Origin of the sequence: Streptomyces sp. NPDC085937 (assembly GCF_044540535.1) — a bacterium.
Taxonomy (GTDB): domain Bacteria; phylum Actinomycetota; class Actinomycetes; order Streptomycetales; family Streptomycetaceae; genus Streptomyces.
The window spans coordinates 720732-746275 of record NZ_JBITSH010000002.1 but is presented as its reverse complement, the minus strand read 5'-3'; the positions used below and the strand labels follow the sequence as shown (position 1 = coordinate 746275).

The following is a 25544-nucleotide window of genomic DNA, read 5'->3' as shown; positions in this document are numbered from 1 at the left end:
TCGATCGAAGGAGTACGTGTGCTTGTCCTGCTGCCGCCGTCCGAAGGCAAGGCCGCTTCCGGCCGCGGTGCCCCGCTGCGGACGGAGTCCTTGTCGCTGCCGGGACTGACCGCTGCGCGGGAGGAGGTCCTCACCGAGCTGGTCGACCTCTGCTCCGGCGACGAGGACAAGGCACGCGAGGTGCTCGGGCTGAGCGAGGGGCTGCGCGGCGAGGTCGCGAAGAACCGGGAGCTGCGCACCACCGGGGCCCGTCCCGCCGGGGAGATCTACACCGGGGTGTTGTACGACGCCCTGGACCTGGCCGCGCTCGACACGGCGGCGAAGCGGCGGGCGGCGACGTCCCTGCTGGTCTTCTCGGGGCTGTGGGGCGCGGTCCGCGTCACGGACCGTATCCCCTCCTACCGCTGCTCGATGGGGGTCAAGCTGCCCGGGCCCGGCGCGCTGGGCGCGTACTGGCGGGCGCCGATGGCCGAGGTGCTGCCGGAGGTGGCGGGGCAGGGGCTGGTCCTGGACCTGCGCTCGGCGGCGTACGCGACGGCGTGGAAGCCCAAGGGCGAGGTGGCCGGGCGGACGGCGACGGTCCGCGTGCTGCACGCGCCGACCCGCAAGGTGGTCAGCCACTTCAACAAGGCCACCAAGGGCCGGATCGTGCGGAGCCTGCTGACTGCCGGGGCGGCGCCGAAGGATCCGGCGGAGCTGGTGGAGGCGCTGCGCGACCTCGGCTACGTGGTGGAGGGCTCCGCCCCGGCCCGGGCGGGGACGGCGTGGGCGCTGGACGTGCTGGTGGACGAGGTGCACTGAGCCCTCTCCGTACAGGCCCTTCCCGTACAGGCCCTCCCCGGACGCGCCCCCCGGACGGGCCCCTGTACGGCCCCCCTACGGGCCCTCCCAGGACGGGCTTCCCGGACGGGATTGCAACATGCGCAACGGCCTTTGCGCAGGGTGCGCGCCGACGGCAGGATGACCGACATGAACGCCTCCCTGCCGTCGCCCGCCGCGCCCGAACCAGCCGCCGCCCCTTCCGCCTCGGTGCTCGGGCTGGCGCCCGTGGTGCCGGTGGTCGTGATCGAGGACGCCGCCGACGCCGTACCGGTGGCGCGTGCGCTGGTGGCGGGCGGGCTGCCCGCGATCGAGGTGACGCTGCGGACCCCGGCCGCGCCGGACGCGATCCGGGCGATCGCCGGCGAGGTCCCGGGGGCCGTGGTCGGCGCCGGGACGGTGATCACGCCGGAGCAGGTGACCGGGGCGGTGGCGGCCGGGGCGCGGTTCCTGGTCAGCCCGGGGTGGACGGACGCACTGCTGACGGCCATGCGGGCGTCCGGGGTGCCGTTCCTGCCGGGGGTGTCCACGGCGTCCGAGGTGATGGCGCTGCTGGAGCGCGGGGTGCGGGAGATGAAGTTCTTCCCGGCGCGGGCGGCGGGCGGGACGGCGTTCCTGAAGTCGCTGGCGGGGCCGCTTCCGCAGGCACGCTTCTGCCCCACCGGGGGGATCGGCCCGGACACCGCCCCGGAGTATCTCGCCCTGCCCAACGTGGGCTGTGTGGGTGGCAGTTGGATGCTGCCCGGGGACGCGGTGGCCGCGCGGGACTGGGACCGCGTCGAACGGCTGGCCCGGGAGGCGGCGGGGCTGCGGCGAGTCGATCGCGGTGAGGCGGCGGCGCCGCGGTGAGGCGGGCGGGGCCCGCCCGGGTCTACCGCAGGTGTGACGTGTCGTTGAACAGGCGGACGCTGGCGTTGTCGTCGGCGTAGTACGCGACGGCGGACAGCGAGGCCGCGGACAGTTCCATGCGGTACAGCGCCTCGGGCGGGGCGCCGAGCGCGAGCCGGATCAGGGTCTTGATCGGCGTGACGTGCGTGACCAGCAGGACCGTACGGCCCCGGTACGCCGCGAGCAGCTTGTCGCGGGCCTGGGCGACCCGGGCGGCGGTGGCCGCGAAGCTCTCCCCGCCGCCGGTGGGTTCGACGTCCGGCGAGGCCAGCCAGGCGTTCAGGTCCTCGGGGTGGCGTTCACGCACCTCGCCGAAGGTGAGGCCCTCCCAGGCGCCGAAGTCGGTCTCGCGCAGCCCCTCCTCCACGGCCATGTCCAGGCCGAGGCGGGCGGCGACGATCCCGGCCGTCTCGCGGGTCCGGGCGAGGGGCGAGGCGACGACCGCCTGGACGGTGCCGCGCCGGGCGAGCGCGGCGGCGACCTTCGCGGCCTGCTCACGGCCGATGTCCGAGAGGGAGGGGTCGCTGCCGCCGCTGCCCGAGAAACGCTTCTGCGGGGTGAGAGGGGTCTCGCCGTGCCGCAGCAGCACGAAGGTGGCGGGCGTGCCCATGTCGGCGGGCGCCCACCCGGAGGAGGGCGTGGCCACGGCCTGCGCGGCCCGCCGGTCGGCATCGGCGGACGTGCCCCTCACGGGCATGTCCCGCGCCGGTGCCGGCGCCCCGGATGCGGGAGCGTCCGTCGCCGGTGCCGGCTTCCCGGAGGCGGGGGTGTCCGTCGCCGGACGGTACGCGGCGGACGAGTCCGGGCCGTCGGTCCGGGCATCGGCCGCGGCTCGCTCGACGGAGGCGCCCGCGTCACGGCCCGCGGTGGCCCGGTCCGTCGACGCCGTACCGTCGGCATCACCCGGAGCGGAACGTCCGCCGACGGCCTCCGTCGAACGCCCCTCCGTCGCCGAAGTCATCGCCGCGCGGACGCGGGCCGCTCCCGCCGTCGCGTCCCCGGGTGGGCCCTCGGGGGCCGGGCGGGCCGGGGGCGTGTCCAGGTCGGCGCGGCTCGCGGCGGGCGACCACTGCTCACCCCGCTTGCCGGCGTCCATCGCCTCGTTGGCCAGACGGTCCGCGTGGGTGTTGCGTTCGCGCGGGATCCACTCGTAGGTGACCCGCCCCGGCGGGAAGACCGTCGCCGCCTCCGCCGCGAGCGGCTTCATCGCCGGGTGCTTGATCTTCCAGCGGCCCGACATCTGCTCGATGACGAGCTTGGAGTCCATCCGGACGTGGACCGTGGCCTCCGGGTCCAGGTCGCGGGCGGCGCGCAGGCCGGCCAGCAGCCCCCGGTACTCGGCGACGTTGTTCGTGGCGACACCGATGTACTCGGCCGCCTCGGCCAGCGTCTCCCCCGTCGCCGCGTCGCTCACCACGGCGCCGTACCCGGCGGGCCCGGGGTTGCCCCGTGACCCGCCGTCCGCCTCGACGACGAACTCCCGCATCGAACTCGATTCCCCTGGAGAAGTTCCGGCAGGCTTGCTTACAGTCCCGACTCCGCCGTGCGGACCAGGATGCGGCGGCAGTTCTCGCAGCGCACCACGGTGTCCGGGGCGGCGGCCCGGATCTCGTTCATCTCGGTGATGGCGAGCTCCTGCCGGCATCCCTGACAGGTGCGCGCGGACAGCTTGGCCGCGCCGACGCCGCCCTGCTGCTCGCGCAGCTTGTCGTACAGGCTGAGCAGCGGGGCCGGTACGGAGGTGGCGACGACCTCGCGCTCCTTGGTGACGGAGGCGGTCTCGCCGTCGATCTCCTCCAGGGCGGCGTCCCGGCGGGCGGTGGCGTCGTCGATCTTGCCCTGCACGGAGCCGACCCGCTCGGTCAGTTCGGCGACCCGCTCCTGGGCGGACTCGCGGCGCTCCATGACCTCGAGGACGACGTCCTCCAGGTCGCCCTGCCGCTTGGCGAGGGAGGCGATCTCGCGCTGGAGGTTCTCCAGGTCCTTGGGCGAGGAGACGGCACCGGAGTCGAGGCGCTTCTGGTCGCGGGTGGCACGCTGGCGCACCTGGTCCACGTCCTGCTCGGCCTTGGTCTGCTCGCGGGCGCAGTCGCTCTCCTCGGTCTGCGCGGCGACGAGCAGGTCGCGCAGCTGGGCGAGGTCGCGGTTCAGCGACTCGATCTCGGCGTGCTCGGGGAGCGACCTCCGCCGGTGCGCGAGCTGCTGGAGGCGGACGTCGAGGTCCTGGACGTCGAGAAGACGGATCTGGTCGGCGGGCTCGGCGTTCAGTTGGGGGCTCCAGATGTGTCAGTGATGGCGCTGGACGACGCCGCGTGGGCGGTCCAGGGGTCGGTGACCGTGCGCGACACGTGGACCCTCAGGTCCCAGCCGTGCCGGTCGGAGATCTCGTCGAGCTGGGCGGCGGCCAGCTCGCACCAGGGCCACTCGGTGGCCCAGTGCGCCGCGTCGAGCAGCGCGAGAGGGCTGGGGGTGTTCACCGCGGTGAACTCGGACACCGGGTGGTGGCGCAGGTCCGCGGTGAGGAAGGCGTCCACGCCGGCGGCCCGGACGTGGTCGAAGAGGCTGTCGCCGGAGCCGCCGCTGACGGCGACGGTCCGCACGGTCGCGTCCGGGTCGCCGGCGACGCGGATGCCCTGCGCGGTGGCGGGCAGCCGCTCGGCGGCGCGGGCGGCGAACTCACGCACCGTGACCGGGTGGTCGAGCTCGCAGACGCGGCCCAGTCCCCGGCGGCCCTCGGGGTCGGAGGGGTCCGGCACCAGGGGGCGTACGACCCGGAGGTCCAGCGCGCCGGCGAGGGCGTCGGAGACTCCCGGGTCGGCGGTGTCGGCGTTGGTGTGGGCGACATGCAGCGCGATGTCGTTCTTGATGAGCGTGTGCACCACGCGGCCCTTGAACGTGGAGGCCGCGACCGTGGTCGTCCCGCGCAGGTAGAGCGGGTGGTGGGTGACCAGCAGGTCGGCGTCGAGCTTCACCGCCTCGTCGACGACGTCCTGGACCGGGTCGACGGCGAACAGGACCCGCCGGACCTCCTGGCCGGGCTCGCCCACGACGGTGCCGACCGCGTCCCAGGACTCGGCCCGCTCGGCGGGCCACAGGTTCTCCAGCGCGGCGATGACTTCTGACAGACGGGGCACGCCGCCAAGGCTACCTGGCCCTTTCGCACGGCAGTACCGGCTCCGTTCCCTCGGGACCGGGGCCCGTGCCGCCGCGGGGACGGAGCGGTCGCCGCCGTACGGCCCGCGGGAGTGCCGGCCCCGTGGAGCACACTCCCTCACCCTTCCTCAGCAGAATCGTTCCTGGAGCACCCTTACGTGTGAAGCGGGGCCCGCCGCTCCGCCACCTCCGCCCGCGAAAACTACGTTCGTCACCGGAGGTGACCGACAGATGACGGTCTGTGCCATCGAACCTACGGCGGGACACGGGACGGGAGCGGGACGAGCGGGCTGCACCATCACCGCGGACGGCGGGTACGCCGCACGCCTGGCCCTCGCCGGCGACTCCCTGTTCCCGGAGCGCTGGACCCTGGACGGCCCGGAGCCGTACGCGGTGCCGCTGCCCGGCAACCAGCCCGAGGAGCCCGGCACCGAGGTGCAGCCCCTGAGCGACGGCCGGGTCCTCGTCCGGCGCCTGCTGGACGGGCGGCACTCCTTCTCCCTGCTGTACCCGACCGGCCCCGGCACCGGCGAACTGCCGCTGGGCACCGTCGAGTGCCCGGACGAGGAGACCCGGCTGCGGCTGCTGCCGCCGGCCCCCGGTGGACGCCGGGCGTACGCCCTCGCGGCGGGCCGGCACGCGGCGGTGGTGTGGCTGGTCACGGGCGGCGCGAACGGCCCGGAGCGGGTCGCGGAGGTTCCGGGCGGCTGCTCGGGCGGGGTGTGGCTGGACCGCGCGGGACGGATGCTGGCCCTGGACCGGGAGACGGGCGGGCGCACCAAGTCGGTCGTGGTGGACCTGGAACGCGGCGGCGAGATGTCCCCGCTGCTCCAGATCACCCCCGACAGCGACGACCGGGTCCTGCTCGCCGACCCGGACAGCGGCCTGCTGCTGATCCGCTCGGACGCGCCCTCCCCCGGCCGGGAGCGGCTGGGCTGGGGGGTGCTGGGCAGCACCCTGCCGGTGCGGTTCCCCGAGTGTCTGCGGCTGCCGGACCGCGCGGTGACGCCGTTCGCGATCCAGCCGGGGCAGATGCTGACCCCGGAGGCCTGCGCGGTGGCGCTGCGCGTCGACGGCGCGAGCGGCAGCTGGGTCGGCCTGTGGCGGCCGGCGGAGCGGCAGGTGCACCATCTCGCGGCCCCGTCGGGGTGGCTGACCGGCACAGGCAGGTGGACGGCGGACGGCGTGCTGCGCCTCCCCTGCTCGACCCGCGCCGACCCGTGCGGGATCGCCACGCTGACGATGCCGGGGGACGAACGCCGGTCGTCCGAGCCGGGGTTGGAAGGAGGTCCCACGGAACGGGACGAGCGGCAGACAGCACACGGCGAGCTGCCACCGCTCGACGATTCGGCGTACGACCGTCAACTGGCGTCCACAGACACGCATATGGCTGAACGGCACGCCCAACTGCCGTCGGATCACGCCCCGGACGCCCCATCGACCACCCGCCCCGTGCCCCTGCAACAGGCACCTTTGGGGCGGCTTGTAACGAACTAGTGGCGGTTGGCGTGGCCGCCTGGATTCGGGGTGTGGTGTGCCGGTTAGACTCGCTCGGCTGTAGGAAAGATCATGTTTACGGGGTGAATTCCTTCCGATGAGCGACGTCATCACGCACGAGCCGCAGCCCGTCGAGTACGGGCAGGTTGCCGGGGGTCACGGCAAGCACCGGGGACCGGTCTCCACGCAGGAGTCCGAGACGTCCCCGCGTGGCCGTCACCGCAGGCCCACGCAGGAGCACGAACACGCGGAGTCGGCCGCCTGACGCACGTCAGATGGCCGTTCACCTTCCGCGGGTGGAGCGAAGCACGGCCCCGACCGTCGTCCGACGGTCGGGGCCGTTCCCGTGTCCGGCGCGGCCCGCCGTCAGTCATCCGGCGCCACCCGCCGTCAGTCGCCCGCGGCGGCTCGCCCTCCGTCCACCGCGAGGTGCACCGTCGCGTCCGTGAGCACCGGGGCGTCCCCGCGTTCCACCGCGCTCACGTCCACCCGAGCGGTGCCGGCCCCGCGCCACATCCGGACGCGCAGCGTCTCGCCCGGGTACACCACGTCGGTGAACCGGGCCGTGAAGGAGCGGACACGGGTGACGTCACCGTCGAGGAGGGTGTCGACGACCGCCTTCAGGGTCATGCCGTAGGTGCACAGGCCGTGCAGCACGGGGCGGTCGTACCCGGCGCGGCGTGCGAACTCCGGGTCGGCGTGCAGGGGGTTGAGGTCGCCGGTGAGGCGGTGGAGCAGCGCCTGGTCCTCCCGTACGGGGCGCTCCACGACACGGTCCGGGGCGCCCGGCTCCTCCCGCGCGTCCGCCGACGGCCCCCGTTCGCCTCCCCAGCCGCCCTCGCCGCGTACGAACACCCGCGCCTCGGTCGTCCACAGCGGGCCGTCGGCGTCGGCGGCATCGCTGCGCAGCACCAGGAGGGCCGCCTTGCCCTTGTCGTACACGGCGGCGATCCGGTCGGTGCGGGTGGCGGTGGCGCGGACGGGCAGGGGGCGGTGCACGGTGAGTGACTGGCCGCCGTGCAGGACGCGGGCGAGGTCGACGTCGACGCCGGGCATGGACAGGGCCGCGATCACCCCGGGCGGTCCGCCGCCGGCGACGGTGGCGAAGCTGGGCAGGACGTGCAGCCGGGACTCCAGCGTGTAGCGCAGCTCGCGGGGGTCGGTGGCGGGCACGCCCGCGCCGATGGCGAGGTGGTAGAGCTGGACGTCCCCGGGGGCCCAGGAGATCTCGGTGGTGCGGGGCCCGGCGGCGAGCGCCCGGGCTGCGTCGACGGGCATGCGGCTCCTGATCGCCGGGGTGTGGTCCGGGACCCTGTATAGCCCACGACGACGGCCACCACCCGCGCCGGCCCCCGCCGCCCACGGTCCCGGCGCGGCGCCGGAAGCAGCCCGCGCCGTCGTCAGGCGGGCGGCTTCGCCGGGGTGCGGGGCAGCCAGGCCCACATCAGGACCGCACCGACCGCCAGGACCGCCGTCCCCGTGGTGAAGACCAGGGCGTAGCCCTCCGTGAGGGCCTCGGGGGTGTCGCGGCCGTCCGTGCGGGCCGCCGCGAGGGTGGCCATGACCGCGAGGCCCAGGGAACCGCCCATCGTGCGGGAGGTGTTGACCAGGCCGGAGACCAGGCCGGCCTCCTCGGGAGCCGCGCCGGACGTGGCGAGGGAGGCCAGCGGGGTGCCGGCGAGACCCGCGCCCAGCATCATCAGGACGCCGGGGATCATGATCGCGGTGAGGTAGGCGCCGTCCGCCGTCATCGTCGACTGCCAGGCGAACCCGGCCAGTGCGATCAGCGTGCCGAGCACGGCCACGGCGCGTGGTCCCGTCGCCCGCATCAGGCGCGGTGCGGCCTTGGAGCCGAGGATCACGGCGACGGAGCTGGGCACCAGGGCGAGTCCGGCCTCCAGCGGGGTGTAGCCGAGGACGTTCTGCGCGTACAGGGTCATGAAGAACCACATGCAGAACATCGCGGAGCCGCTGAGGAACATGGCGACGTTCGCGGAGGCCACCGACCGCAGCTTCAGCAGACCGAGCGGCATCAGCGGGGCCTTGGCGCGGGCCTCGACGAGCAGGAACAGGGCGACGAGGGCGAGCCCCGCGGCCAGCGGCAGCAGGGTGGCCGTGGCCGTCCAGCCCTCGGCCTCGGTCTGGGAGACGCCGTAGGCAAGGGTGGCGAGGCCCGCCGTGACCAGGACGGCTCCGGGCAGGTCGAGGCGCCGGCCGTCCCCGGCGCGGCTCTCCGTGATCCAGCGGGCGGCGGCGACCAGCACGACCGCCCCGACGGGCACGTTGATCAGCAGCACCCAGCGCCACGACAGCGCCTCGACGAGCACCCCGCCGACGAAGCCGCCGGCCGCGCCGCCGCCCGCCCCGACCGCGGTCCAGGTGGCGATGGCGCGGGCGCGGGCCGCGCCCTCCGGCACCGCCGAGGTGACGAGGGTGAGCGTGGACGGCGCCAGCACGGCCGCCCCGAGCCCCTGCACGGCCCGCGCCACCAGCAGCTGCCAGCCCTCCTGGGCCAGCCCGCCGGCCAGCGACGCGAGGGTGAACAGCCCGAGACCGACCAGGAACATCCGCTTGCGGCCGTAGAGGTCGCCGGCCCGGCCGCCGAGCAGCATGAAGCCCGCGAAGGCGATGGAGTAGGCGTTGACCACCCACTGCAGGCCCTGTTCGTCCAGCGCGAGGCCGGTGCGCAGGGACGGCAGCGCGACGTTGACCACGGAGATGTCGAGGACGACGAGGAACTGGCCGGCGCAGGCCAGCGCCACCACCAGCCACACGGGAGGTGCGGTGCGGGCGGGGGCGTGGGTGGTGTCGGGGGCTTCGAGCATGAGGGTCATGCTCTCAACCGCCGCGAGCCGCCCGCATCGGCATTTCGCCCGATTCCCGTCTCCGCCCTCCGGCCGGGCGCGGTCGCCCTGGCGCCTACGACCGGTGGACGGAACGCTCAAGTCCGGGCGTGCGACGGGGGGGACGGGCCCGCGCGGTCGCGCGGAGGACCGGTGCGCGGACGCCCAAGGAACGGTCAAGAAATCGTTAGCGGGCCGAAACAACGGAATAGTTGCCTGGGCAGACAGGGTTCAGCATCCACGTAACAGCCGTTCGGTCGCCTGGAGGCACCCTTCATGACACAGACGACGTCCGTCCGTCCCCCCGGCAGAGCGGGCGGCGCGGTGGTCCCCGTCCTCGCCTTCGCGGGCATCGTCGTCGCGGTGATGCAGACCCTGCTGGTCCCGGTGATCAAGGATCTGCCGCAGCTGCTGCACACCGCTCCGTCGGACGCCACCTGGGTCCTGACCTCGACCCTGCTGTCCGGCGCCGTCGCCACCCCGATCATGGGCCGCCTCGGCGACCTCTTCGGCAAGCGCCGCATGCTGGTCGTCAGCCTCGCGGTGATGGTGGTGGGCGCGCTGGTCAGCGCGTTCACCAACGATCTGCTGGTGATGATCGCCGGCCGCACCCTGCAGGGCTTCGCGATGGGCGCGATACCCCTCGGCATCGGCCTGATGCGGGACATGCTGCCGCGCGAACGGCTGGGCTCCGCGATGGCGCTGATGAGCTCCTCCATCGGCGTCGGCGGCGGCCTGGCGCTGCCCGCCGCCGCCCTGGTCGCCCAGCACGCCGACTGGCACGCCCTCTACCTCGGCGCCGCCGCGCTCGGTGTGCTCGCCATCGGCCTGACGCTGGCCGTCGTGCCCGAGTCGCCGGTGCGCGCCAAGGGCACCTTCGACCTGCCGGGCGCGCTGGGTCTGTCCGCCGGGCTGGTGCTGTTCCTGCTGCCGGTGTCCAAGGGCAGCGACTGGGGCTGGACCTCCGGCACCACGCTGGGCCTGTTCGGCGCGGCGGCGGTGGTGCTGCTGCTGTGGGGGCTGATGGAACTGCGGGTGAGCGCGCCGCTGGTGGACCTGCGCACCACGGCCCGCCGCGAGGTGCTGCTGACCAACCTGGCCTCCATCATGGTCGGCGTCTCCTTCTTCGTCGTCTCCCTGGTCCTCCCCCAGCTGCTCCAGCTGCCGACCGCGTCGGACGGGCTCGGGCAGTCGATGGTGGTCGCGGGCCTGTGCGTGGCCCCGCTGGGCCTGACGATGATGTTCACCGCGCCGGTGTACGCCCGGCTCTCCGCCCGGTACGGCCCCAAGGTCACCCTGATCGTCGGCCTGCTGGTCATCGCGGCCGGTTACGGAGGCGGCCTCGGGCTGATGAGCGCCGCCTGGCAGACCGTGCTCACCTCGGTGGTCCTCGGCGCGGGCATCGGCCTCGCCTACTCCTCGCTGCCCGCGCTGATCATCGGCGCGGTCCCGGCCTCGGAGACCGGGGCGGCGAACGGTCTGAACACGCTGATGCGCTCCATCGGCACGTCGGTGTCCAGCGCCGTGATCGGCATGGTGCTGGCGAACACCTCGCACGTGGCGGGCGGGGTGGCGGTGCCGACCCTGCACGGGTTCCGCCTGTCGTTCGGCATCGCCACGGCGGCGGTGGCCGTCGGCCTGCTGCTGGCCCTGTTCCTGCCCGGCCGGCGCCCGTCGGCCCACCCGCAACTGCGGGCGAGCAGCGAGGAGGAGGCCAACCTGGAGCGCGCGGAGGAGGCGCTGCGCGGCTTCCGCGGGCGGGTGCTGGACGCGTCCGGCGCGCCGGTCGCCCGCGCACGGGTCACGCTCATCGACCGGCACGGCCGCAAGGCCGGCGCCACGGTCTCCGCGACGGACGGCAGCTACGCCCTGGCCGTCCCGGCGCGGGGCCCGTACGTCCTCGCCGCGCGCGCCCCCGGCCACGGCCCGCTGGCGTCCCCCGCGACCCACCCGGGCGACACCCACAGCGTCGCCCTGGACCTCTCCCTCCCGGGCGAGACGATCCCCGCCTGACCGGCTCCGGTACCGGCGCCCCGCGGACGGTCACGGGGCGCCGGTCGCCGGGTCGCCGGCCGCCCGGCACGCTGCTCCGGGCCGGACTCCCCCGGTCACCTCCCGGTACCCCCTTCACCGCCCTCGCGGGGGCTACGGCAGCATGGCTCCGTGGAGACTTCCAGGACCTGCGGAGAGGCGGACCTCATGGTGAAGGCGCCGGAGGCGGCCGTACTCGCCGCGTTCGAGGCGGCGAAGGGGTTCATGCCGCTGGACGAGGGCCTCGCCCTGTACGCGGCGGCCGTCGAGGCGGGGCGGCTGGGGCTGCCGCTGCTGGAGATCGGCACGTACTGCGGGCGCTCCACGATCCTGCTCGCCGACGCGGCCCGCGCGGCCGGCGTCACCGCCCTCACCGTGGACCACCACCGCGGCAGCGAGGAGCAGCAGCCCGGCTGGGAGTACCACGACCCGGACACCGTCGACCCCGAACTGGGCGTGATGGACACCCTCCCCACCTTCCGCCGCACCCTGCGCCGCGCGGGTCTGGAGGAGCACGTGGTGGCGCTGGTGGGCCGCTCCCCGCAGATCGCCGCCCTGTGGGGCCGTCCGCTCGGTCTGGTCTTCATCGACGGCGGCCACACCGACGAGCACGCGGGCGCCGACTACGAGGGCTGGGCGCCGCACGTCGCCGAGGGCGGCCTGCTGGTCATCCACGACGTCTTCCCGGACCCGGTGGACGAGTTCACCGGGCAGGCCCCGTACCGGGTGCACCAGCGGGCCCTGGCGTCCGGCGCGTTCACGGAGATCTCCGCCACCGGTTCCCTGCGCGTCCTGCGCCGTACGGGTGCGGCCGCCGGACCCCGTTAGGGTGGCTGCGTGTCGTACACCGGTCCCGACTTCGATCCGCCCCGGAACCCCCGGTCCCGCCGCCGGCCGCTGACCGTGGCCGTCGCCGCGCTCGTCTGCGGCGGCCTGCTCGGGTGGGGCGTGTACGCGGCCACGGGCGGAACGGACGACGACGGGGCGGGCGCGGAGGCCAAGGGCTCCCCGTCGGCTGCCTCCCGTACGCCGTCGCAGCCCGCCTCGCCCTCCGCCGGGGACACCGGGAGCGCCGAGGGCGGCGGGGGCGAGGAGTCCCCCGCCTCGCGGCGGCCCTCCGCCTCCGCTCCCGCCGCGGCCGGCCCGCTCAAGGGCAAGGTGGTCGTCATCGACCCGGGGCACAACCCGGCGAACTTCCGGCACACCGCCGAGATCAACCGCCAGGTGGACGTCGGCACCCACCGCAAGGAGTGCGACACCACCGGCACCTCCACCAACGACGGTTACGCGGAGGCGGAGTTCACCCTGGACGTCGCCCACCGGATGCGCGCGGTCCTCCAGAAGCAGGGCGCCACGGTGAAGCTGACGCAGGACCGCGACCGCCCGTACGGGCCGTGCGTGGACGAGCGGGCCCGGATCGGCAACGAGGCGAAGGCCGACGCCGTGGTCTCGGTCCACGCCGACGGCTCCGGCGCCGGCAACCGCGGCTTTCATGTGATTTTGCCGGGCTCGGTGAACGACGGCGAGGCGGACACCCGCGCCATCGTCGGACCTTCGCGCGAACTCGGGGAGCGCGTCGCGGGCTCGTTCGTCCGCGTCACCGGCACCGCTCCGTCCAACTACATCGGCGGCGGTACCGGACTCGTCACGCGGGAGGACCTCGGCGGTCTCAATCTGTCAACGGTTCCGAAGGTGTTCATCGAGTGCGGGAACATGCGTGACAGCAAGGACGCGGCGCTGCTGACCAGCGGCGCGTGGCGGCAGAAAGCAGCGCAAGGGATCTCCGAGGGAATCGTGAGCTTCCTGCGCGGGTAGGGATCGGCCCACTGATCCGGGCGGACAGCCCGATCCGGCGGACGATAGTGTCGTCCGTACGATCAGGGGCCACCCCCGCGCTTCGCACCAGCACCCTCCGGGCGACATGGTGACAGCGACGCCTCTTCCGACGACGAGACGACCTACGAAGGACCTGAAGTGAATATCCGCTCCCTCACTCGAGGCGACGGCGTGGTGATCGGAGCAGCGGTATTGCTGTTCATCGCGTCGTTCCTCGATCTGTACTCGATCGACGGCGCCCCGGACAGCGTGGACATCCCCAGCCTGTGGGCCAGCGGTCCGGTGCTGCTGGGCGTCGTGCTGGCGGGCATCATCGGCGCGGCCCTCATCGTGGTCGCCCGGGGCCTGCCGCAGCCGCCGAAGGTCGCGGGTCTCGAACTGGCGCCGTTCGGCGTGGCCTTCGCGGTGTTCGCCGCCTGGACCGCGCTGGGCAACGTCTTCGACCCGGCCGGCGGTGCCGACAACTTCGGGGGTTCGAGCGACGGCCCCGACGCGGGCATCGGTCTGATCCTCGCGCTCGTCGCCACCCTGGTGATGGCCGCCGCCGCCGTGGCCACGCCGCTGGTGCCGGCGCTCAAGGGCGCGCTGCTCCCGGCCGCCCGTCCCGCCGTCGCCCCGCAGCAGCCGTACGGCGGGCAGCCGCCCGGCGGTTACGGCTACCCGGGCGCGCAGCAGCAGGCGCCCTTCGGCGGCGGTCAGCAGCCGGGGCAGCCGGGGCAGCCGTTCGGTGGTCAGCAGCCCCCGCAGGGTCAGCCGGCCGCGGCGCCCGCCCCCGAATTCTCCCCGTTCTGGTTCGCCGTGCCGGTGCCGCGCCCGCTGTTCCCGGAGGACGGCTCGCCCACCCCGATCGCCGAACTGGCGCCCGGTACCTGGTACCTGGCGGTGGAGCAGCGCGGTCAGGCGCTGGTCGCGCAGACGCAGGACGGCCGCCGCGGCGTGCTGCAGGACACCTCGGGCATCCAGCGCGGCTGAGCCCCGGTTCCGTCGTCACGGCCCCTCGCCCTCGCGGGCGGGGGGCCGTTCGCGTGCCGAGGCCGCGAACGGGGCTGGTTTCAAGCGGTCGTTCGGGGCCAGACGGACAGCATGTCCCCTCGATATCGCTCTGGTTCCACCTCCGCGGGGACGGTCATCGCGGTGATCGCGGACGTCATGGCCGTCATCCTCGGACTGTGGATTCTGATGTATCTGCTGGACGCCAACCGGGCCAACGACCTGGTCCGGTTCGTCCATGACGCGGCCAACTGGCTGGCTGCCTGGTCGCGTGACCTGTTCACCTTCGACGAGGAGTGGGCCCGGGTGGTCTTCGGCTACGGACTCGCCGCCGTCGTCTACCTGTTCATCGGCCACGCCATCGCCGGCCGCCTCCGCCGCCACTGACCCGGTCGGCAACCCGCCCCGGACACGCCCGCCCACGGCCCAGCCGCGTGACCCGGGGGTCCGGGGCCACCCCCCGGGAGAACACAGCACCTTCGACGAGGAATGGGCCCGGGTGGTCTTCGGCTACGGACTCGCCGCCGTCGTCCACCTGTTCATCGGCCACGCCATCGCCGGCCGCCTCCGCCGCCACTGACCCGGTCGGCGCTGCCTCGGGTCCGGCCGGCCCGCTGGTTCACGGGCCGGTACGCCGTCAGGCGTCCGGGCAGCAGTCCGGGTCCATGCCCTTCGGCAGCTGTTCCCCGCCGAAGACCGCACAGGTCGGCTCGTGACCGCCGAGGGCGGCGACGGCCAGCAGTAGTGAGCCGGCCGTCCAGGTGGTCAGCTCGCGCGGCCATATGGCGTCGTCGTCGAAGACGTACCCCGTCCAGTACAGGCCGCTCCCCGGGTCGCGCAGGTGCTGGATGGACTGGAGCACCTCCAGCGCGCGGTCGGACTCGCCCGTCGCCCAGAGCGCCAGGGCGAGTTCGGCCGACTCGCCGCCGGTGACCCACGGGTTGGGGACCACGCAGCGCACACCGAATCCGGGCACGACGAAGCGTTCCCAGCCCTCCTCGATGCGGTCCCTGGCCTCGGCACCGGTGAGCGCCCCGCCGAGCACCGGGTAGTACCAGTCCATCGAGTAGCGGTCCTTGTCCAGGAACCGCTCCGGGTGGCGTCGGATGGCGTGCCGCAGCGCGCCCACCGCCAGCTCCCAGTCGGGCTGTGGCTCCTCGCGCTGCTCGGCGATCGCGAGCGCGCACCGCAGCGCGTGGTGGACGGAGGAGGAGCCGGTGAGCAGCGCGTCCGTGGTGGGCGTGCCGTCGTCGTCGCGCCGCCAGCCGATCTGCCCGCCGGGCTGCTGGAGCTTCAGCACGAACTCCACGGCCGCGCACACGGCGGGCCACATGCGGTCCAGGAAGGTGTCGTCGCCCGTGGACAGGTAGTGGTGCCACACTCCGACGGCGATGTAGGCGACGAAGTTGGTCTCCCGGCCCCGGTCGGTGACGGCGTCCGGGTCGCCGTCGGCGTACGCCGCGTACCAGGAGCCGTCCTCCAGCTGGTGCCGGGCCAGCCACAGGTAGGCCCGCTCGGCGGCCTCGTGCTCGCCCGCCGTGTCCAGCGCCATCGCCGCCTCGACGTGGTCCCACGGGTCGAGGTGGTGGCCCCGGAACCACGGGATGGCGCCGTCCTCCCGCTGCACCGCGAGGATCCCGGCGACGGTCCGCGCCGCCTGCTCGGCCGTCAGCACGCCGTCGAGGACGAGGTGTTCGGACTGCGGGGTGCGGCGGTCGCCGGCCGGGCGGGAGGTCGTCACGTGGCGTCCGCCTCGGCGCGCGGCAGGTGCGGCTTGGTCGCGTAGGCCACGAAGCTCTTGCCGATGACCGGGTTCAGCGCCCGCTCGGCGACCCGGGTGGCCAGCGGCTTCTTCATGATGTCCCAGACCAGCAGCTTGTGGTACGCCCGCACCGGCAGCGCCTTGTCGTTGTCCACGCCGAAGGCGCACTTCAGCCACCAGTACGGCGAGTGCAGCGCGTGGGCGTGGTGGGTGCCGTAGGGGCGCAGGCCGGCCTCGCGGATCTTGCCCAGCAGTTCGTCCGCCCGGTAGATGCGGATGTGGCCGCCCTCGACCTCGTGGTAGGCGTCGGACAGGGTCCAGCAGACCTTCTCCGGGCCGTAGCGCGGGACGGTGACGGCGATGCGTCCGCCGGGCTTGAGCACCCGGACCATCTCGGCGAGCACGCCCTTGTCGTCGGGGATGTGCTCCATCACCTCGGAGATGATGACGACGTCGAAGGACTCGTCGGGGAAGGGCAGAGCGAGGGCGTCGCCCTCCATGGCGGTGGCGGTGGCCCCGGCGGGCGCCTCGCCGGCCTCCTTCATCGCCGCGAACCACTTGGCGACCTCGCGGATCTCCTCGCCGTTCTGGTCCAGCGCGACGACCTGGGCGCCGCGCCGGTAGCACTCGAAGGCGTGCCGTCCGGCGCCGCATCCGAGGTCCAGGACACGGTCGCCCGGGGCGAGCGGGAACCGGGAGAAGTCGACGGTCAGCACGTGGCCCTGCTTTCACGGTCGGAGGTGTCGGCCGCGGTCACGGGTACGCCGCCCGTGTCCGCGAGAGCGTCGGGGACGAGGTCGAGGTCCTCGGGCGCCGGGGCCTTGGGGGCCGGTGCCGCGGCGCGCGGGGCCCCGCCCCGGCCGGCGCGGGCGGTCTCGATGGCCTCGCGGTAGCGGGCGACGGTGCCCTCGGCGGCGCGCGCCCAGGTGAAGTTGGCCAGGACGCGCTCACGTCCGGCGGCGCCGAGGCGGGCGCGCAGCTCGCTGTCGCCGAGCAGGCGGGTCAGCGCGGCGGCCAGCGCGCCGGCGTCACCGGGCGGCACGGCCAGGCAGGTCTCCCCGTCGCGGCCGGCGACCTCGGGGATGGCACCGCCGGTGGTGGCGACGAGCGGGGTGCCGGTCGCCATGGCCTCGGCGGCCGGGAGGGAGAAGCCCTCGTAGAGCGACGGCACGCAGGCGACCTGCGCCGAGCGCACCAGGTCGACGAGTTCGGCGTCGGAGATGCCCTTGACGAACTCGACGGCGCCTTCGAGGCCGTAGTGCTCCATCGCCTGGGCGACGGGGCCCTCGGCGGGGCGCTTGCCGACCACGACGAGGTGGGCGTCGGGCTGTTCGGCGCGCACCTTGGCGAGCGCCTCGACGAGGAAGACCAGGCCCTTCAGCGGCACGTCGGCGCTGGAGGTGGTGACGATCCGGCCCGGGACGACCGCGACGGACGGGTCGGGGGAGAACAGGTCGGTGTCGGCGCCGATGTGGACGACGTGGATGCGGTCCTGCCGTACGCCGAGGTCCTCGACGATCTCCGCGCGGGAGCTGCCGGAGACGGTGAGCACGGACGGCAGCCGGCGGGCGACGCGCTTCTGCATGCGGGTGAACGCGTACCAGCGGCGCACCGACATGCGGCGCTTGAAGTTCTCGGCGGCGTCCAGTTCGAGGCGGCGGTCGACGGTGATGGGGTGGTGGATCGTGGTCACCAGGGGCGCGCCGATGTCGCCGAGCAGGCCGTAGCCGAGGGTCTGGTTGTCGTGGACGACGTCGAAGTCGCCGCGGCGGGCGCGCAGATGACGGCGGGCGCGCAGCGAGAAGGTCAGCGGCTCGGGGAAGCCGCCGGTCCACATGGTGCCGACCTCGAGGGCGTCGACCCAGTCGCGGTACTCGTCGCGCTTGGGGGTGCGGAAGGGGTCCGGCTGGCGGTAGAGGTCGAGGCTGGGCAGCTCGGTGAGGCTCAGCCCGTCGTGGCCCTCGTCGAGCACCGGGTAGGGCTGGGATCCGATGACCTCGACGCGGTGCCCGAGCCGGGCCAGTTCGCGGGAGAGGTGGCGTACGTAGACGCCCTGGCCACCGCAGAACGGGTTTCCCTTGTAGGTGAGGAGCGCGATGCGGAGCGGTCGCGAGCCGTCGGATGCGGGGCCCGCCGAGGGCCCGGCCTGACTGGCCTCAGCGGTCACTGCGGGACCCCCTTCTGCCTGCGCTGTCCCGCGACAGTACGACGGGACGCCGATCTAGAACAAGTTTCAGAGTTGATCGTTCGGAGGATCCGAATCTACCGGCAGGTAAGAAGGCTGGCAGCGGTGGATCAGGTGATTCACGCCACGACGGACGCCGTGCCATGCTGTCCGATCATCGATCCTCACCGACTGTCACGGACGGGACCCATGCCCGCGGAAGCCCACAGGACCAAGGCGGCGCCGGACGCCGGGCGCACCGACCCGGCCTCCCCGCTCACGGAGCGGCAGGAGGCCCGGCGGCGGCGCATCCTCGACGTGTGCGCGCGGCTGGCGTCCCGGGGCGGTTTCGACGCGGTGCAGATGCGGGAGGTGGCGGAGTCCTCGCAGGTGGCGCTGGGCACCCTGTACCGCTACTTCCCGTCCAAGGTGCACCTGTTGGTGGCCACGATGCAGGACCAGCTGGAGCATCTGCACGCGACGCTGCGGAAGAGGCCGCCGGCCGGGGACACGGCGGCGGAGCGGGTCGCGGAGACGCTGATGCGGGCCTTCCGGGCGCTCCAGCGCGAGCCGCACCTGGCGGACGCGATGGTGCGGGCGCTGACCTTCGCGGACCGCAGTGTGAGCGCGGAGGTGGAGCAGGTCTTCCGGCGGACGACGGCGATCATCCTGGACGCCACCGACCTCACCGACCCGACACCCGAGCAGCTCTCGGCCGTGCGGGTCATCGGGCACACCTGGCACTCGACGCTGATCACCTGGCTGTCGGGCCGTGCCTCCATCGCGCAGGTGGGCGTGGACATCGAGACGGTGTGCCGGCTGATCGACCTGACGACACCGGAACCGTCCGGGCCTCCGACTTCCCCTGACGACACCGGCGCCCCCTGACGGGCCGGCCGGCCGCGCCGCCCCCGCGTCCCCTCGTGTGCCGCCCGTCCCACCTGTGCCGTGACCTCGGTCACCGCACGCGTTGGTGTGCCTTCCGCGCGCACGCGGGCACCCCCGACCCCCGCCCCGGGGGCGGGTAGAGTGGCCGCGTCGTCCACGCCGTACGGGGGGAAGCCGGTGCAAATCCGGCGCTGACCCGCAACCGTGAGCCGTCCACGGGACGGCGAGCCGGAATGCCCCGCACGGATCGTGACCGGCTCACGTGCCCGGCAGCCCGCCGGCGCACGGGCACCGTCGAGGTATACGGAGCCGAGCCGCCGGGGTGTCCCGCGCTGCCCGGCCCTCTTCAGGGAGAGGCCCCGCCCACCATGAACGTCCGCCGCAGCGCCGCGGTGCTGGCCGCCGTCGCCGTCATAGGCGCCGCCGCACCGGCCGCAGCCGACTCGTCCCCCTCGCCCTCGCGGCCGGCCCTGCCGTCCGCGCTGTACGGCGACACCGACCCGCAGTACGACGGGGTGTGGCGCCAGTCGCTCGCCCTGCTCGCCCAGCACGCGGCCGACGCCGAGCCGCCGAAGGCCGCCGTCGACTGGCTGAAGGGCCAGCAGTGCGCCGACGGTTCGTTCGCGCCGTTCCGGGCCGATCCGGCCGCCGCGTGCGACGCGAAGACCATGGTCGACACCAACCAGACCGCCGCCGCCGTCCAGGCGCTCGCCGCGCTCGGCGGCCACGACGCCGTCACGGACAAGGCCGTCGGCTGGCTGAAGTCCGTCCAGAACGAGGACGGCGGCTGGGGCTACACCAAGGGCGGCGCGAGCGACACCAACTCCACCTCCGTCGTCGTCGGCGCGCTCGCCGCGGCCGGTGAGAAGCCCGGCGAGGTGAGGAAGGGCGGCAAGTCCCCCTACGACGCGCTGCTCGGCCTTGAACTCCCCTGCACGGGCAAGGGCGCGGGCGCCTTCGCCTTCCAGCCGGAGAAGGACGGCGGCCTGACCGCCAACCTGGACGCGACGGCGGCGGGCGTGCTCGGCTCGCTGGGGCAGGGCCTGCTCGTCGAGCCCGGCACGGGCGACGGCGCCGCGGCCACCGGCTGCGAGAGGGCCACCACCCCGGAGCGGGCCGCCGCGAACGGTGCGGCGCACCTCGCCGGCGCCCTCGCCGCGAAGGGGCACCTCCTCGCCGTCACGCCCGGCGCCGAGGACCAGCCCGACTTCGGCAACACCGCCGACGCGGTGGTCGCGCTCGCCGCGCAGGGCGACGCGGCGCAGGCGAAGAAGTCCTACGCCTGGCTGGAGGCGAACGCCGCCGACTGGGCCGCGCAGAGCGGACCCGCCGGTTACGCGCAGCTGATCCTGGCCGCCCACGCGACGGGCGCGGATCCGCGCGACTTCGGCGGCACGGACCTGGTGAAGCAGCTGACCGCGACCGGCCCGGCCGCCGCGCCGGGGAAGACCGCGAAGACGGGCGAGGAGACCAAGGACGAGGAGGACTCGGACTCCCCGTTCGGCGTCTGGTGGTTCGTCGGCGTCTGCCTCGTCGCGGGCATCGGCATCGGCTTCCTGATCAGCAACCGCGGCAAGAGGCAGCAGCCGTGATCCGCCGGGTCGCCCTGCTGTTCCTGGCCGCGCTGCTGCCCCTGCTGGCGGGCGCCGGCCAGGCTCAGGCCGCCGGCTACCGCTACTGGTCCTTCTGGGAGCGGGACGGCGGCGCGTGGACGTACGCCACCGTGGGCCCGTCGCTCGTCCGGCCCGCGGACGGCTCCGTGCAGGGCTTCCGCTTCTCCGTCAGCGAGGACTCCGGCGACGCGGCCAAGCCGCGCGGCACGGCCTCGTTCGACGAGATCTGCGCGAAGACGCCCCAGCAGGACGGCGCGAAGCGGGTGGCGCTGGTCGTCGACTTCGGCACACCCGCGGACGCCCCGTCCGGGGAGAAGCCGCCGGCCGTCCGCACGGCGTGCGCCCAGGTGCCCGAGGACGCCTCGACGGCGGAGGCCCTCGCCTCGGTCGCCAAGCCCCTGCGCTACGACAGCAAAGCCATGCTGTGCGCGATCGAGGGCTACCCGGTGAAGGGCTGCGGCGAGCAGGTCGCCCTGGACAAGGAAGGCGCCTCCTCCGGCGCGCGGGACGACACCCCCGGGCAGGACTCCGCGCAGGAGGCGGACGGCTCCGGGCCCTCGGTGGGACTGATCGCCGGTGCGGCGGTGGTGGTCCTGCTGGGCGCCGCGGCCGTCTGGCAGGTCCGCCGCCGTGCGTGAGTCACGCGGCTCCGGGCGCCCGGGCCTTGCCCGGTCCCGCCCGGAGCGGGAGGCGCCGGCCGCCGGCGCCCCCGTCCCGCGCTCGCGCCGCGCGGGGCTGCACCCCGGCGCGTGGTGGCTGTGGGCCCTCGCGCTGGGCACCGCGGCCACCCGCACCACCAACCCGCTGCTGCTCGCCCTGCTGATCACCGTCTCGGGTTACGTCGTGGCCGTCCGGCGCCCGCACACACCGTGGGCCCGTTCCTACGGCGCCTTCGTCAAGCTCGCCGTCGCCGTGCTGGTGCTGCGGCTGGCCTTCGCGGTAGTCCTCGGCTCCCCCATCCCCGGCACGCACACCCTGTTCACCCTGCCCGAAGTGCCCCTGCCCGGCTGGGCGCAGGGCATCCGGCTGGGCGGCCGGGTCACCGCCGAGGGCCTCACGTTCGCCCTGTACGACGCGCTGCGGCTGGCCGCGCTGCTCATCTGCGTGGGCGCCGCGAACGCCCTGGCCAGCCCCTCCCGCCTGCTGAAGTCCCTGCCCGGCGCGCTGTACGAGCTGGGCGTGGCCGTGGTGGTGGCGCTGACCTTCGCCCCGAACCTGATCGCCGACGTGCGCAGGCTGCGCGCCGCACGCCGGCTGCGGGGCCGCCCCGACAAGGGGGTGCGCGGTCTGCTCCAGGTGGGGCTGCCGGTCCTGGAGGGCGCGCTGGAACGCTCGGTGTCCCTGGCCGCCGCGATGGACGCGCGCGGCTACGGCCGTACCGCCGAGGTGCCGCCCGCCGTGCGGCGCACCACGGCCGCGCTCACGCTCGGCGGTCTGCTCGGCGTCTGCGCGGGCACGTACGGGATCCTCACCGCCGAGGGCGGCAGCTACGGGCTGCCCGTGCTGCTCGCCGGTCTGGCCGCCGCGCTGGCGGGCCTCTGGCTGGGCGGGCGGCGCACCCTGCGCACCCGCTACCGCCCGGACCCGTGGGACGCCCGCGCCTGGCTGGTCACCGCGTCCGGCGCGGTGGTGGCGGCGCTCCTCGTGCTGGCCGGCGCCCGCGCCCCCGGGGGCCTCAACCCCGGTGTGGTCCCGCTGGTGGCGCCCACCCTGCCCCTGTGGCCGGCGGCGGCCGTGCTGATCGGCCTGCTGCCCGCCTTCGTCACCCCCGCCCCCGAGGCGGTCCGCGACACCCGCAAGGAGCCGACGCCGTGATCCGCTTCGAGAACGTGTCGGTGACCTACGACGGCGCGGCCGGACCCGCCGTGCGGGACGTCGACTTCGAGGTCCCGGAGGGCGAACTGGTCCTGCTGGTGGGCCCGTCCGGCGTCGGCAAGTCGACGGTGCTGGGCGCGGTCAGCGGGCTGGTCCCGCACTTCACCGGCGGCACCCTGCACGGCAGGGTCACGGTCGCGGGCCGCGACACCCGCACCCACAAGCCGCGCGAACTCGCCGACGTGGTCGGCACGGTGGGCCAGGACCCGCTGTCGCACTTCGTCACGGACACGGTGGAGGACGAACTCGCCTACGGAATGGAGTCGTTGGGTCTGCCGCCCGAGGTGATGCGCCGCCGGGTGGAGGAGACCCTGGACCTGCTGGGCCTCGCCGACCTGCGGGACCGTCCGATCTCCACGCTGTCCGGCGGCCAGCAGCAGCGGGTGGCGATCGGCTCGGTGCTCACCCCGCACCCGAAGGTGCTGGTCCTGGACGAGCCGACGTCCGCCCTGGACCCCGGTGCCGCCGAGGAGGTCCTGGCGGTTCTGCAGCGTCTGGTCCACGACCTCGGCACGACGGTCCTGATGGCCGAGCACCGCCTGGAGCGGGTCGTCCAGTACGCCGACCAGGTGGCGCTGCTGCCCGGTCCCGGCGAGCGCCCCTGGCTGGGCGCTCCGGCGGAGGTCATGGCGGTCTCGCCGGTGTGCCCGCCGGTGGTCGAGCTGGGCCGGCTGGCCGGCTGGTCCCCGCTGCCCCTGACGGTCCGCGACGCCCGCCGCAGGGCGGCCCCGCTGCGGGAACGCCTGGAGGGCAGGCGCCCCGGGCGGGAGACCGCTGCTCCCGTGACCGCTCCCCCGGTGAAGCGTCTCTTCGGGCGCGGGAAGAGGGGGGCCGCCGACGCCCCCGAGCCGGTGGCCGAGGTGCGCTCCCTCGCCGTCCGCCGGGACCGCGTGCGGGCGCTGACCCACGTGGACCTCACCGTCTCCGCCGGGGAGACGATCGCGCTCATGGGCCGCAACGGCGCGGGCAAGTCGACGCTGCTCGGCGCGCTGGTCGGGCTGATCGCCCCGTCCTCCGGGTCGGTCCGCACCGGCGGCGCGGTCCCGCACCGCACCTGCCCCCGCGACCTGGTCCGCAAGGTCGGCCTGGTCCCGCAGGAACCCCGGGACCTGCTGTACGCGGACACGGTGGCGGCGGAGTGCGCGGCCGCCGACCGGGACGCGGGGGCCGAGCCGGGCACCTGCCGTGCGCTGCTCACCGAGCTGCTGCCGTCGGTGGCCGACGACGTCCACCCCCGGGATCTGTCCGAGGGCCAGCGGCTGACCCTCGCCCTCGCGGTGGTCCTGACCGCGCGGCCGCCCCTGCTGCTGCTCGACGAGCCGACCCGCGGCCTGGACTACGCGGCGAAGGCCCGGCTGACGGCGATCCTGCGCGGGCTGGCCGCCGAGGGCCACGCGATCGTCATGGCGACGCACGACGTGGAGCTGGCGGCGGAGCTGGCGCACCGGGTGGTGCTGCTCGCCGAGGGCGAGGTCATCGCGGACGGCCCGGCGGCGGAGGTGGTCGTGGCGTCCCCGGCGTTCGCCCCGCAGGTGGCGAAGATCCTGGCGCCGCAGCCGTGGCTCACGGTCCCGCAGGTCGAGGAGGCGCTGGAGCGATGAACGAACCGATGCCCGTGCGGCGGACCGACCGCCAGGCCCGCGCGCTGCGGCTGGGGGCGCGCTCCTGGCTGGCGCTGGCCCTGGTGAGCGCGGTGGGCGTGGCCGGGTTCGGCTGGCCGTTCCTCGCCCCGCCCGAGTCGGCGGTGAACGCGCACGCAGCGGACGCGCCGTGGCTGTTCGCCGGGCTCCTCGTCCTGCTGGTGGCCGTGGTGGCGGCGGCCCTCTCGGAGTCCGGCCTGGGGCCGAAGGCGGTGGCGATGCTCGGCGTCCTCGCGGCGGCGGGCGCGGCCCTGCGGCCCATCGGCGCGGGGACGGCCGGCCTCGAGCCCATGTTCTTCCTGATGGTGCTCAGCGGCCGGGTCCTCGGTCCGGGTTTCGGCTTCGCCCTGGGCTCGGTCACGATGTTCGCGTCGGCGCTGCTCACCGGCGGTGTCGGTCCCTGGATGCCGTTCCAGATGCTGGCGATGGGCTGGTTCACCATGGGCGCCGGCTTCCTGCCGGGCCCCGACCGGCTGCGTGGCCGCGCGGAGGTCTGGATGCTCGCCGGGTACGGCTTCTTGGCCGCCTTCGCCTACGGCACGGTGATGAACATGGCGGGCTGGCCCTTCATGTCGGCGCTGGCGTCGAACATCGCCTTCTCCGCCGACGCCCCGCTCGCCACCAACCTGGCCCGCTTCGTCGCGTACTGCCTGGCCACCTCCCTGGGCTGGGACCTGGGGCGGGCCGTGATCACGGTGGTGCTCACCCTCACCGTCGGCGCGACGGTGCTGCGGGCACTGCGCCGCGCCACGAGAAGGGCCGCTTTCGAGGCGCCCGTCACATTCGGCGACGCCCCTCGGTAAGGGTTCGGACGCGTACCGTAGGCGAGTTGGTGAAGCACCCCACATGACTGGCGTCACATACGAACGGGCACCGTAGACCGACCGCGTACCCCTTTGGGGCGATTCCATCCTGAAACGGATGTTGCGAACGCAAGGACACCGCCCCCTCCGACCGCCGGTAGTAAAAGGGACCTTTGCGGGCAATCCCAAGATTTGTTTCTGTGGAGCAGTCGCCAGGCGCCGACGTCCCCCACGGGTCGCGGCGCCGACGTTTTGCCCCGCCTCACGGCAGGGCGCGCGACTCCCCTGCTTCCGACCGAAAGGCCGCCTGTGTCCGCCGCTTCCTTCCTCCGCTCCGTCGCCACCCCGAAGAAGGCCATCGCCGGTGCCGCCCTCACGGCCGCCACCTGCGGCACGCTGATCGCCGCCGCGCCCGCGCAGGCCGCGCCCACGGCGGCCCCGACCGCCGCCTCGGCCCAGGCGACCGCGAAGAAGATGATCGGCAACTCGGCCGAGTTCCAGTGCTTCTCGAAGATCGTCTCGCACGAGAGCGGCTGGAACCCGCAGGCCACCAACGCCTCCAGCGGCGCCTACGGCCTGGTCCAGGCGCTCCCGGCCTCGAAGATGTCCTCGGCCGGCTCCGACTGGAAGACCAACCCGGCCACCCAGATCAAGTGGGGCCTGGACTACATGAAGGACCGCTACGGCAGCGCCTGTGACGCCTGGTCCTTCTGGCAGGCCAACAACTGGTACTGACGGACGA

At 74.4% G+C, this 25544-nt stretch carries 24 protein-coding genes and 1 riboswitch; of the genes, 16 read left to right on the top strand and 8 right to left on the bottom strand.

Annotation, left to right across the window (positions count from 1 at the left end; translation table 11 throughout):
• Positions 1 to 18 precede the first annotated feature (18 nt).
• On the top strand, positions 19 to 801 hold the full coding sequence (yaaA, locus tag ACIF8S_RS06840; protein WP_399997738.1) for a peroxide stress protein YaaA: 783 nt from the start codon (positions 19 to 21) through the stop codon (positions 799 to 801).
• Between the two features lie 168 nt (positions 802 to 969).
• Positions 970 to 1668 (top strand): bifunctional 4-hydroxy-2-oxoglutarate aldolase/2-dehydro-3-deoxy-phosphogluconate aldolase, encoded by a 699-nt coding sequence (locus ACIF8S_RS06835; protein WP_399997737.1) that lies wholly within the window; start codon positions 970 to 972, stop codon positions 1666 to 1668.
• 22 nt (positions 1669 to 1690) lie between these two features.
• Here the strand turns inward: ACIF8S_RS06835 and ACIF8S_RS06830 are convergent, their stop codons facing one another.
• The 3 genes from ACIF8S_RS06830 to ACIF8S_RS06820 are packed head-to-tail and all read right to left on the bottom strand — an operon-like array spanning position 1691 to position 4841.
• Complete coding sequence (locus tag ACIF8S_RS06830) at positions 1691 to 3193, bottom strand: bifunctional RNase H/acid phosphatase (RefSeq protein WP_399997736.1); 1503 nt, start codon at positions 3191 to 3193, stop codon at positions 1691 to 1693.
• A gap of 38 nt (positions 3194 to 3231) precedes the next feature.
• Positions 3232 to 3975, bottom strand: a complete 744-nt coding sequence (locus ACIF8S_RS06825) for a C4-type zinc ribbon domain-containing protein (protein WP_349793847.1) — start codon at positions 3973 to 3975, stop codon at positions 3232 to 3234.
• Entirely contained in the window at positions 3972 to 4841 is an 870-nt protein-coding gene (locus ACIF8S_RS06820) for a Nif3-like dinuclear metal center hexameric protein (RefSeq protein WP_399997734.1), read from the bottom strand. The genes ACIF8S_RS06825 and ACIF8S_RS06820 overlap by 4 nt, the downstream gene beginning before the upstream one ends.
• 250 nt (positions 4842 to 5091) lie before the next feature.
• On the opposite strand from ACIF8S_RS06820, the gene ACIF8S_RS06815 reads away from it, so the two are divergent.
• Both ACIF8S_RS06815 and ACIF8S_RS06810 read left to right on the top strand, forming a co-directional pair.
• Positions 5092 to 6357 carry a hypothetical protein gene (locus ACIF8S_RS06815; RefSeq protein WP_399997733.1) on the top strand — a complete coding sequence of 422 codons (1266 nt, stop codon included), beginning with the start codon at positions 5092 to 5094 and terminating at the stop codon, positions 6355 to 6357.
• A gap of 97 nt (positions 6358 to 6454) precedes the next feature.
• On the top strand, positions 6455 to 6622 hold the full coding sequence (locus tag ACIF8S_RS06810) for a hypothetical protein (RefSeq protein ID WP_186567909.1): 168 nt from the start codon (positions 6455 to 6457) through the stop codon (positions 6620 to 6622).
• Between the two features lie 125 nt (positions 6623 to 6747).
• Here ACIF8S_RS06810 and ACIF8S_RS06805 read toward each other — a convergent pair whose 3' ends face one another.
• Positions 6748 to 7635, bottom strand: a complete 888-nt coding sequence (locus ACIF8S_RS06805) for a MaoC/PaaZ C-terminal domain-containing protein (protein WP_399997732.1) — start codon at positions 7633 to 7635, stop codon at positions 6748 to 6750.
• A 122-nt stretch (positions 7636 to 7757) separates the two neighbouring features.
• The gene (locus ACIF8S_RS06800) at positions 7758 to 9191 is read right to left on the bottom strand and encodes an MFS transporter (protein WP_399997731.1); all 1434 of its coding nucleotides are present in this window, start codon (positions 9189 to 9191) and stop codon (positions 7758 to 7760) included.
• Positions 9192 to 9461: 270 nt separating this feature from the next.
• Between ACIF8S_RS06800 and ACIF8S_RS06795 the strand changes: the two genes are divergently transcribed.
• The 5 genes from ACIF8S_RS06795 (at position 9462) to ACIF8S_RS06775 (ending at position 14444) form a co-directional block, all read left to right on the top strand.
• Positions 9462 to 11213, top strand: coding sequence for an MFS transporter (locus tag ACIF8S_RS06795; protein WP_399997807.1), 1752 nt, complete (start codon positions 9462 to 9464; stop codon positions 11211 to 11213).
• Positions 11214 to 11399: 186 nt separating this feature from the next.
• A complete protein-coding gene (locus ACIF8S_RS06790; RefSeq protein WP_399997805.1) occupies positions 11400 to 12059 on the top strand; it encodes a class I SAM-dependent methyltransferase in 660 nt (219 codons plus the stop codon).
• Positions 12060 to 12068: 9 nt separating this feature from the next.
• A complete protein-coding gene (locus ACIF8S_RS06785; RefSeq protein ID WP_399997730.1) occupies positions 12069 to 13046 on the top strand; it encodes an N-acetylmuramoyl-L-alanine amidase in 978 nt (325 codons plus the stop codon).
• Between the two features lie 159 nt (positions 13047 to 13205).
• Positions 13206 to 14039, top strand: a complete 834-nt coding sequence (locus ACIF8S_RS06780; protein WP_399997729.1) for a hypothetical protein — start codon at positions 13206 to 13208, stop codon at positions 14037 to 14039.
• 111 nt (positions 14040 to 14150) lie between these two features.
• Positions 14151 to 14444 carry a hypothetical protein gene (locus ACIF8S_RS06775; RefSeq protein WP_048457677.1) on the top strand — a complete coding sequence of 98 codons (294 nt, stop codon included), beginning with the start codon at positions 14151 to 14153 and terminating at the stop codon, positions 14442 to 14444.
• A gap of 250 nt (positions 14445 to 14694) precedes the next feature.
• Here the strand turns inward: ACIF8S_RS06775 and ACIF8S_RS06770 are convergent, their stop codons facing one another.
• Genes ACIF8S_RS06770 through ACIF8S_RS06760 form a run of 3 tightly spaced genes read right to left on the bottom strand, consistent with a single transcriptional unit; the run spans position 14695 to position 17986 of the window.
• Positions 14695 to 15798: a prenyltransferase gene (locus tag ACIF8S_RS06770; protein ID WP_399997727.1), complete on the bottom strand. Its 1104-nt coding sequence runs from the start codon at positions 15796 to 15798 to the stop codon at positions 14695 to 14697.
• Positions 15795 to 16535 carry a class I SAM-dependent methyltransferase gene (locus ACIF8S_RS06765; protein ID WP_349793279.1) on the bottom strand — a complete coding sequence of 247 codons (741 nt, stop codon included), beginning with the start codon at positions 16533 to 16535 and terminating at the stop codon, positions 15795 to 15797. The genes ACIF8S_RS06770 and ACIF8S_RS06765 overlap by 4 nt, the downstream gene beginning before the upstream one ends.
• On the bottom strand, positions 16529 to 17986 hold the full coding sequence (locus ACIF8S_RS06760) for a glycosyltransferase family 4 protein (RefSeq protein WP_399997725.1): 1458 nt from the start codon (positions 17984 to 17986) through the stop codon (positions 16529 to 16531). Before ACIF8S_RS06760 ends, ACIF8S_RS06765 begins: the two co-directional genes overlap by 7 nt.
• 207 nt (positions 17987 to 18193) lie before the next feature.
• Here ACIF8S_RS06760 and ACIF8S_RS06755 point away from each other — a divergent pair, with 207 nt between their 5' ends.
• From ACIF8S_RS06755 to ACIF8S_RS06725, 7 genes are all read left to right on the top strand, one after another.
• The gene (locus ACIF8S_RS06755; protein ID WP_399997724.1) at positions 18194 to 18871 is read left to right on the top strand and encodes a TetR family transcriptional regulator; all 678 of its coding nucleotides are present in this window, start codon (positions 18194 to 18196) and stop codon (positions 18869 to 18871) included.
• 167 nt (positions 18872 to 19038) lie between these two features.
• A riboswitch (cobalamin riboswitch) is annotated at positions 19039 to 19110 on the top strand.
• A 129-nt stretch (positions 19111 to 19239) separates the two neighbouring features.
• Positions 19240 to 20463 (top strand): prenyltransferase/squalene oxidase repeat-containing protein, encoded by a 1224-nt coding sequence (locus tag ACIF8S_RS06750; protein WP_399997723.1) that lies wholly within the window; start codon positions 19240 to 19242, stop codon positions 20461 to 20463.
• On the top strand, positions 20460 to 21122 hold the full coding sequence (locus tag ACIF8S_RS06745) for an SCO2322 family protein (RefSeq protein ID WP_399997722.1): 663 nt from the start codon (positions 20460 to 20462) through the stop codon (positions 21120 to 21122). Before ACIF8S_RS06750 ends, ACIF8S_RS06745 begins: the two co-directional genes overlap by 4 nt.
• Positions 21115 to 22299, top strand: coding sequence for an energy-coupling factor transporter transmembrane component T (locus tag ACIF8S_RS06740; protein WP_399997721.1), 1185 nt, complete (start codon positions 21115 to 21117; stop codon positions 22297 to 22299). The genes ACIF8S_RS06745 and ACIF8S_RS06740 overlap by 8 nt, the downstream gene beginning before the upstream one ends.
• Positions 22296 to 23960: an ABC transporter ATP-binding protein gene (locus ACIF8S_RS06735; protein ID WP_399997719.1), complete on the top strand. Its 1665-nt coding sequence runs from the start codon at positions 22296 to 22298 to the stop codon at positions 23958 to 23960. The genes ACIF8S_RS06740 and ACIF8S_RS06735 overlap by 4 nt, the downstream gene beginning before the upstream one ends.
• Entirely contained in the window at positions 23957 to 24802 is an 846-nt protein-coding gene (locus tag ACIF8S_RS06730; protein WP_399997718.1) for an ECF transporter S component, read from the top strand. The genes ACIF8S_RS06735 and ACIF8S_RS06730 overlap by 4 nt, the downstream gene beginning before the upstream one ends.
• A 309-nt stretch (positions 24803 to 25111) precedes the next feature.
• Positions 25112 to 25537 carry a transglycosylase SLT domain-containing protein gene (locus ACIF8S_RS06725; RefSeq protein WP_145825482.1) on the top strand — a complete coding sequence of 142 codons (426 nt, stop codon included), beginning with the start codon at positions 25112 to 25114 and terminating at the stop codon, positions 25535 to 25537.
• The last annotated feature ends 7 nt before the right edge of the window (positions 25538 to 25544 follow it).

What these genes read in the sequence shown, in the direction of transcription:
- ACIF8S_RS06835 (WP_399997737.1), top strand. Translation starts at nt 970, where the DNA reads ATGAACGCCTCCCTGCCGTCGCCCGCCGCGCCCGAACCAGCCGCCGCC.
- ACIF8S_RS06830 (WP_399997736.1), bottom strand. Translation starts at nt 3,193, where the DNA reads ATGCGGGAGTTCGTCGTCGAGGCGGACGGCGGGTCACGGGGCAACCCC.
- ACIF8S_RS06815 (WP_399997733.1), top strand. Translation starts at nt 5,092, where the DNA reads ATGACGGTCTGTGCCATCGAACCTACGGCGGGACACGGGACGGGAGCG.
- ACIF8S_RS06810 (WP_186567909.1), top strand. Translation starts at nt 6,455, where the DNA reads ATGAGCGACGTCATCACGCACGAGCCGCAGCCCGTCGAGTACGGGCAG.
- ACIF8S_RS06805 (WP_399997732.1), bottom strand. Translation starts at nt 7,635, where the DNA reads ATGCCCGTCGACGCAGCCCGGGCGCTCGCCGCCGGGCCCCGCACCACC.
- ACIF8S_RS06800 (WP_399997731.1), bottom strand. Translation starts at nt 9,191, where the DNA reads ATGACCCTCATGCTCGAAGCCCCCGACACCACCCACGCCCCCGCCCGC.
- ACIF8S_RS06790 (WP_399997805.1), top strand. Translation starts at nt 11,400, where the DNA reads ATGGTGAAGGCGCCGGAGGCGGCCGTACTCGCCGCGTTCGAGGCGGCG.
- ACIF8S_RS06775 (WP_048457677.1), top strand. Translation starts at nt 14,151, where the DNA reads ATGTCCCCTCGATATCGCTCTGGTTCCACCTCCGCGGGGACGGTCATC.
- ACIF8S_RS06755 (WP_399997724.1), top strand. Translation starts at nt 18,194, where the DNA reads ATGCCCGCGGAAGCCCACAGGACCAAGGCGGCGCCGGACGCCGGGCGC.
- ACIF8S_RS06750 (WP_399997723.1), top strand. Translation starts at nt 19,240, where the DNA reads ATGAACGTCCGCCGCAGCGCCGCGGTGCTGGCCGCCGTCGCCGTCATA.
- ACIF8S_RS06730 (WP_399997718.1), top strand. Translation starts at nt 23,957, where the DNA reads ATGAACGAACCGATGCCCGTGCGGCGGACCGACCGCCAGGCCCGCGCG.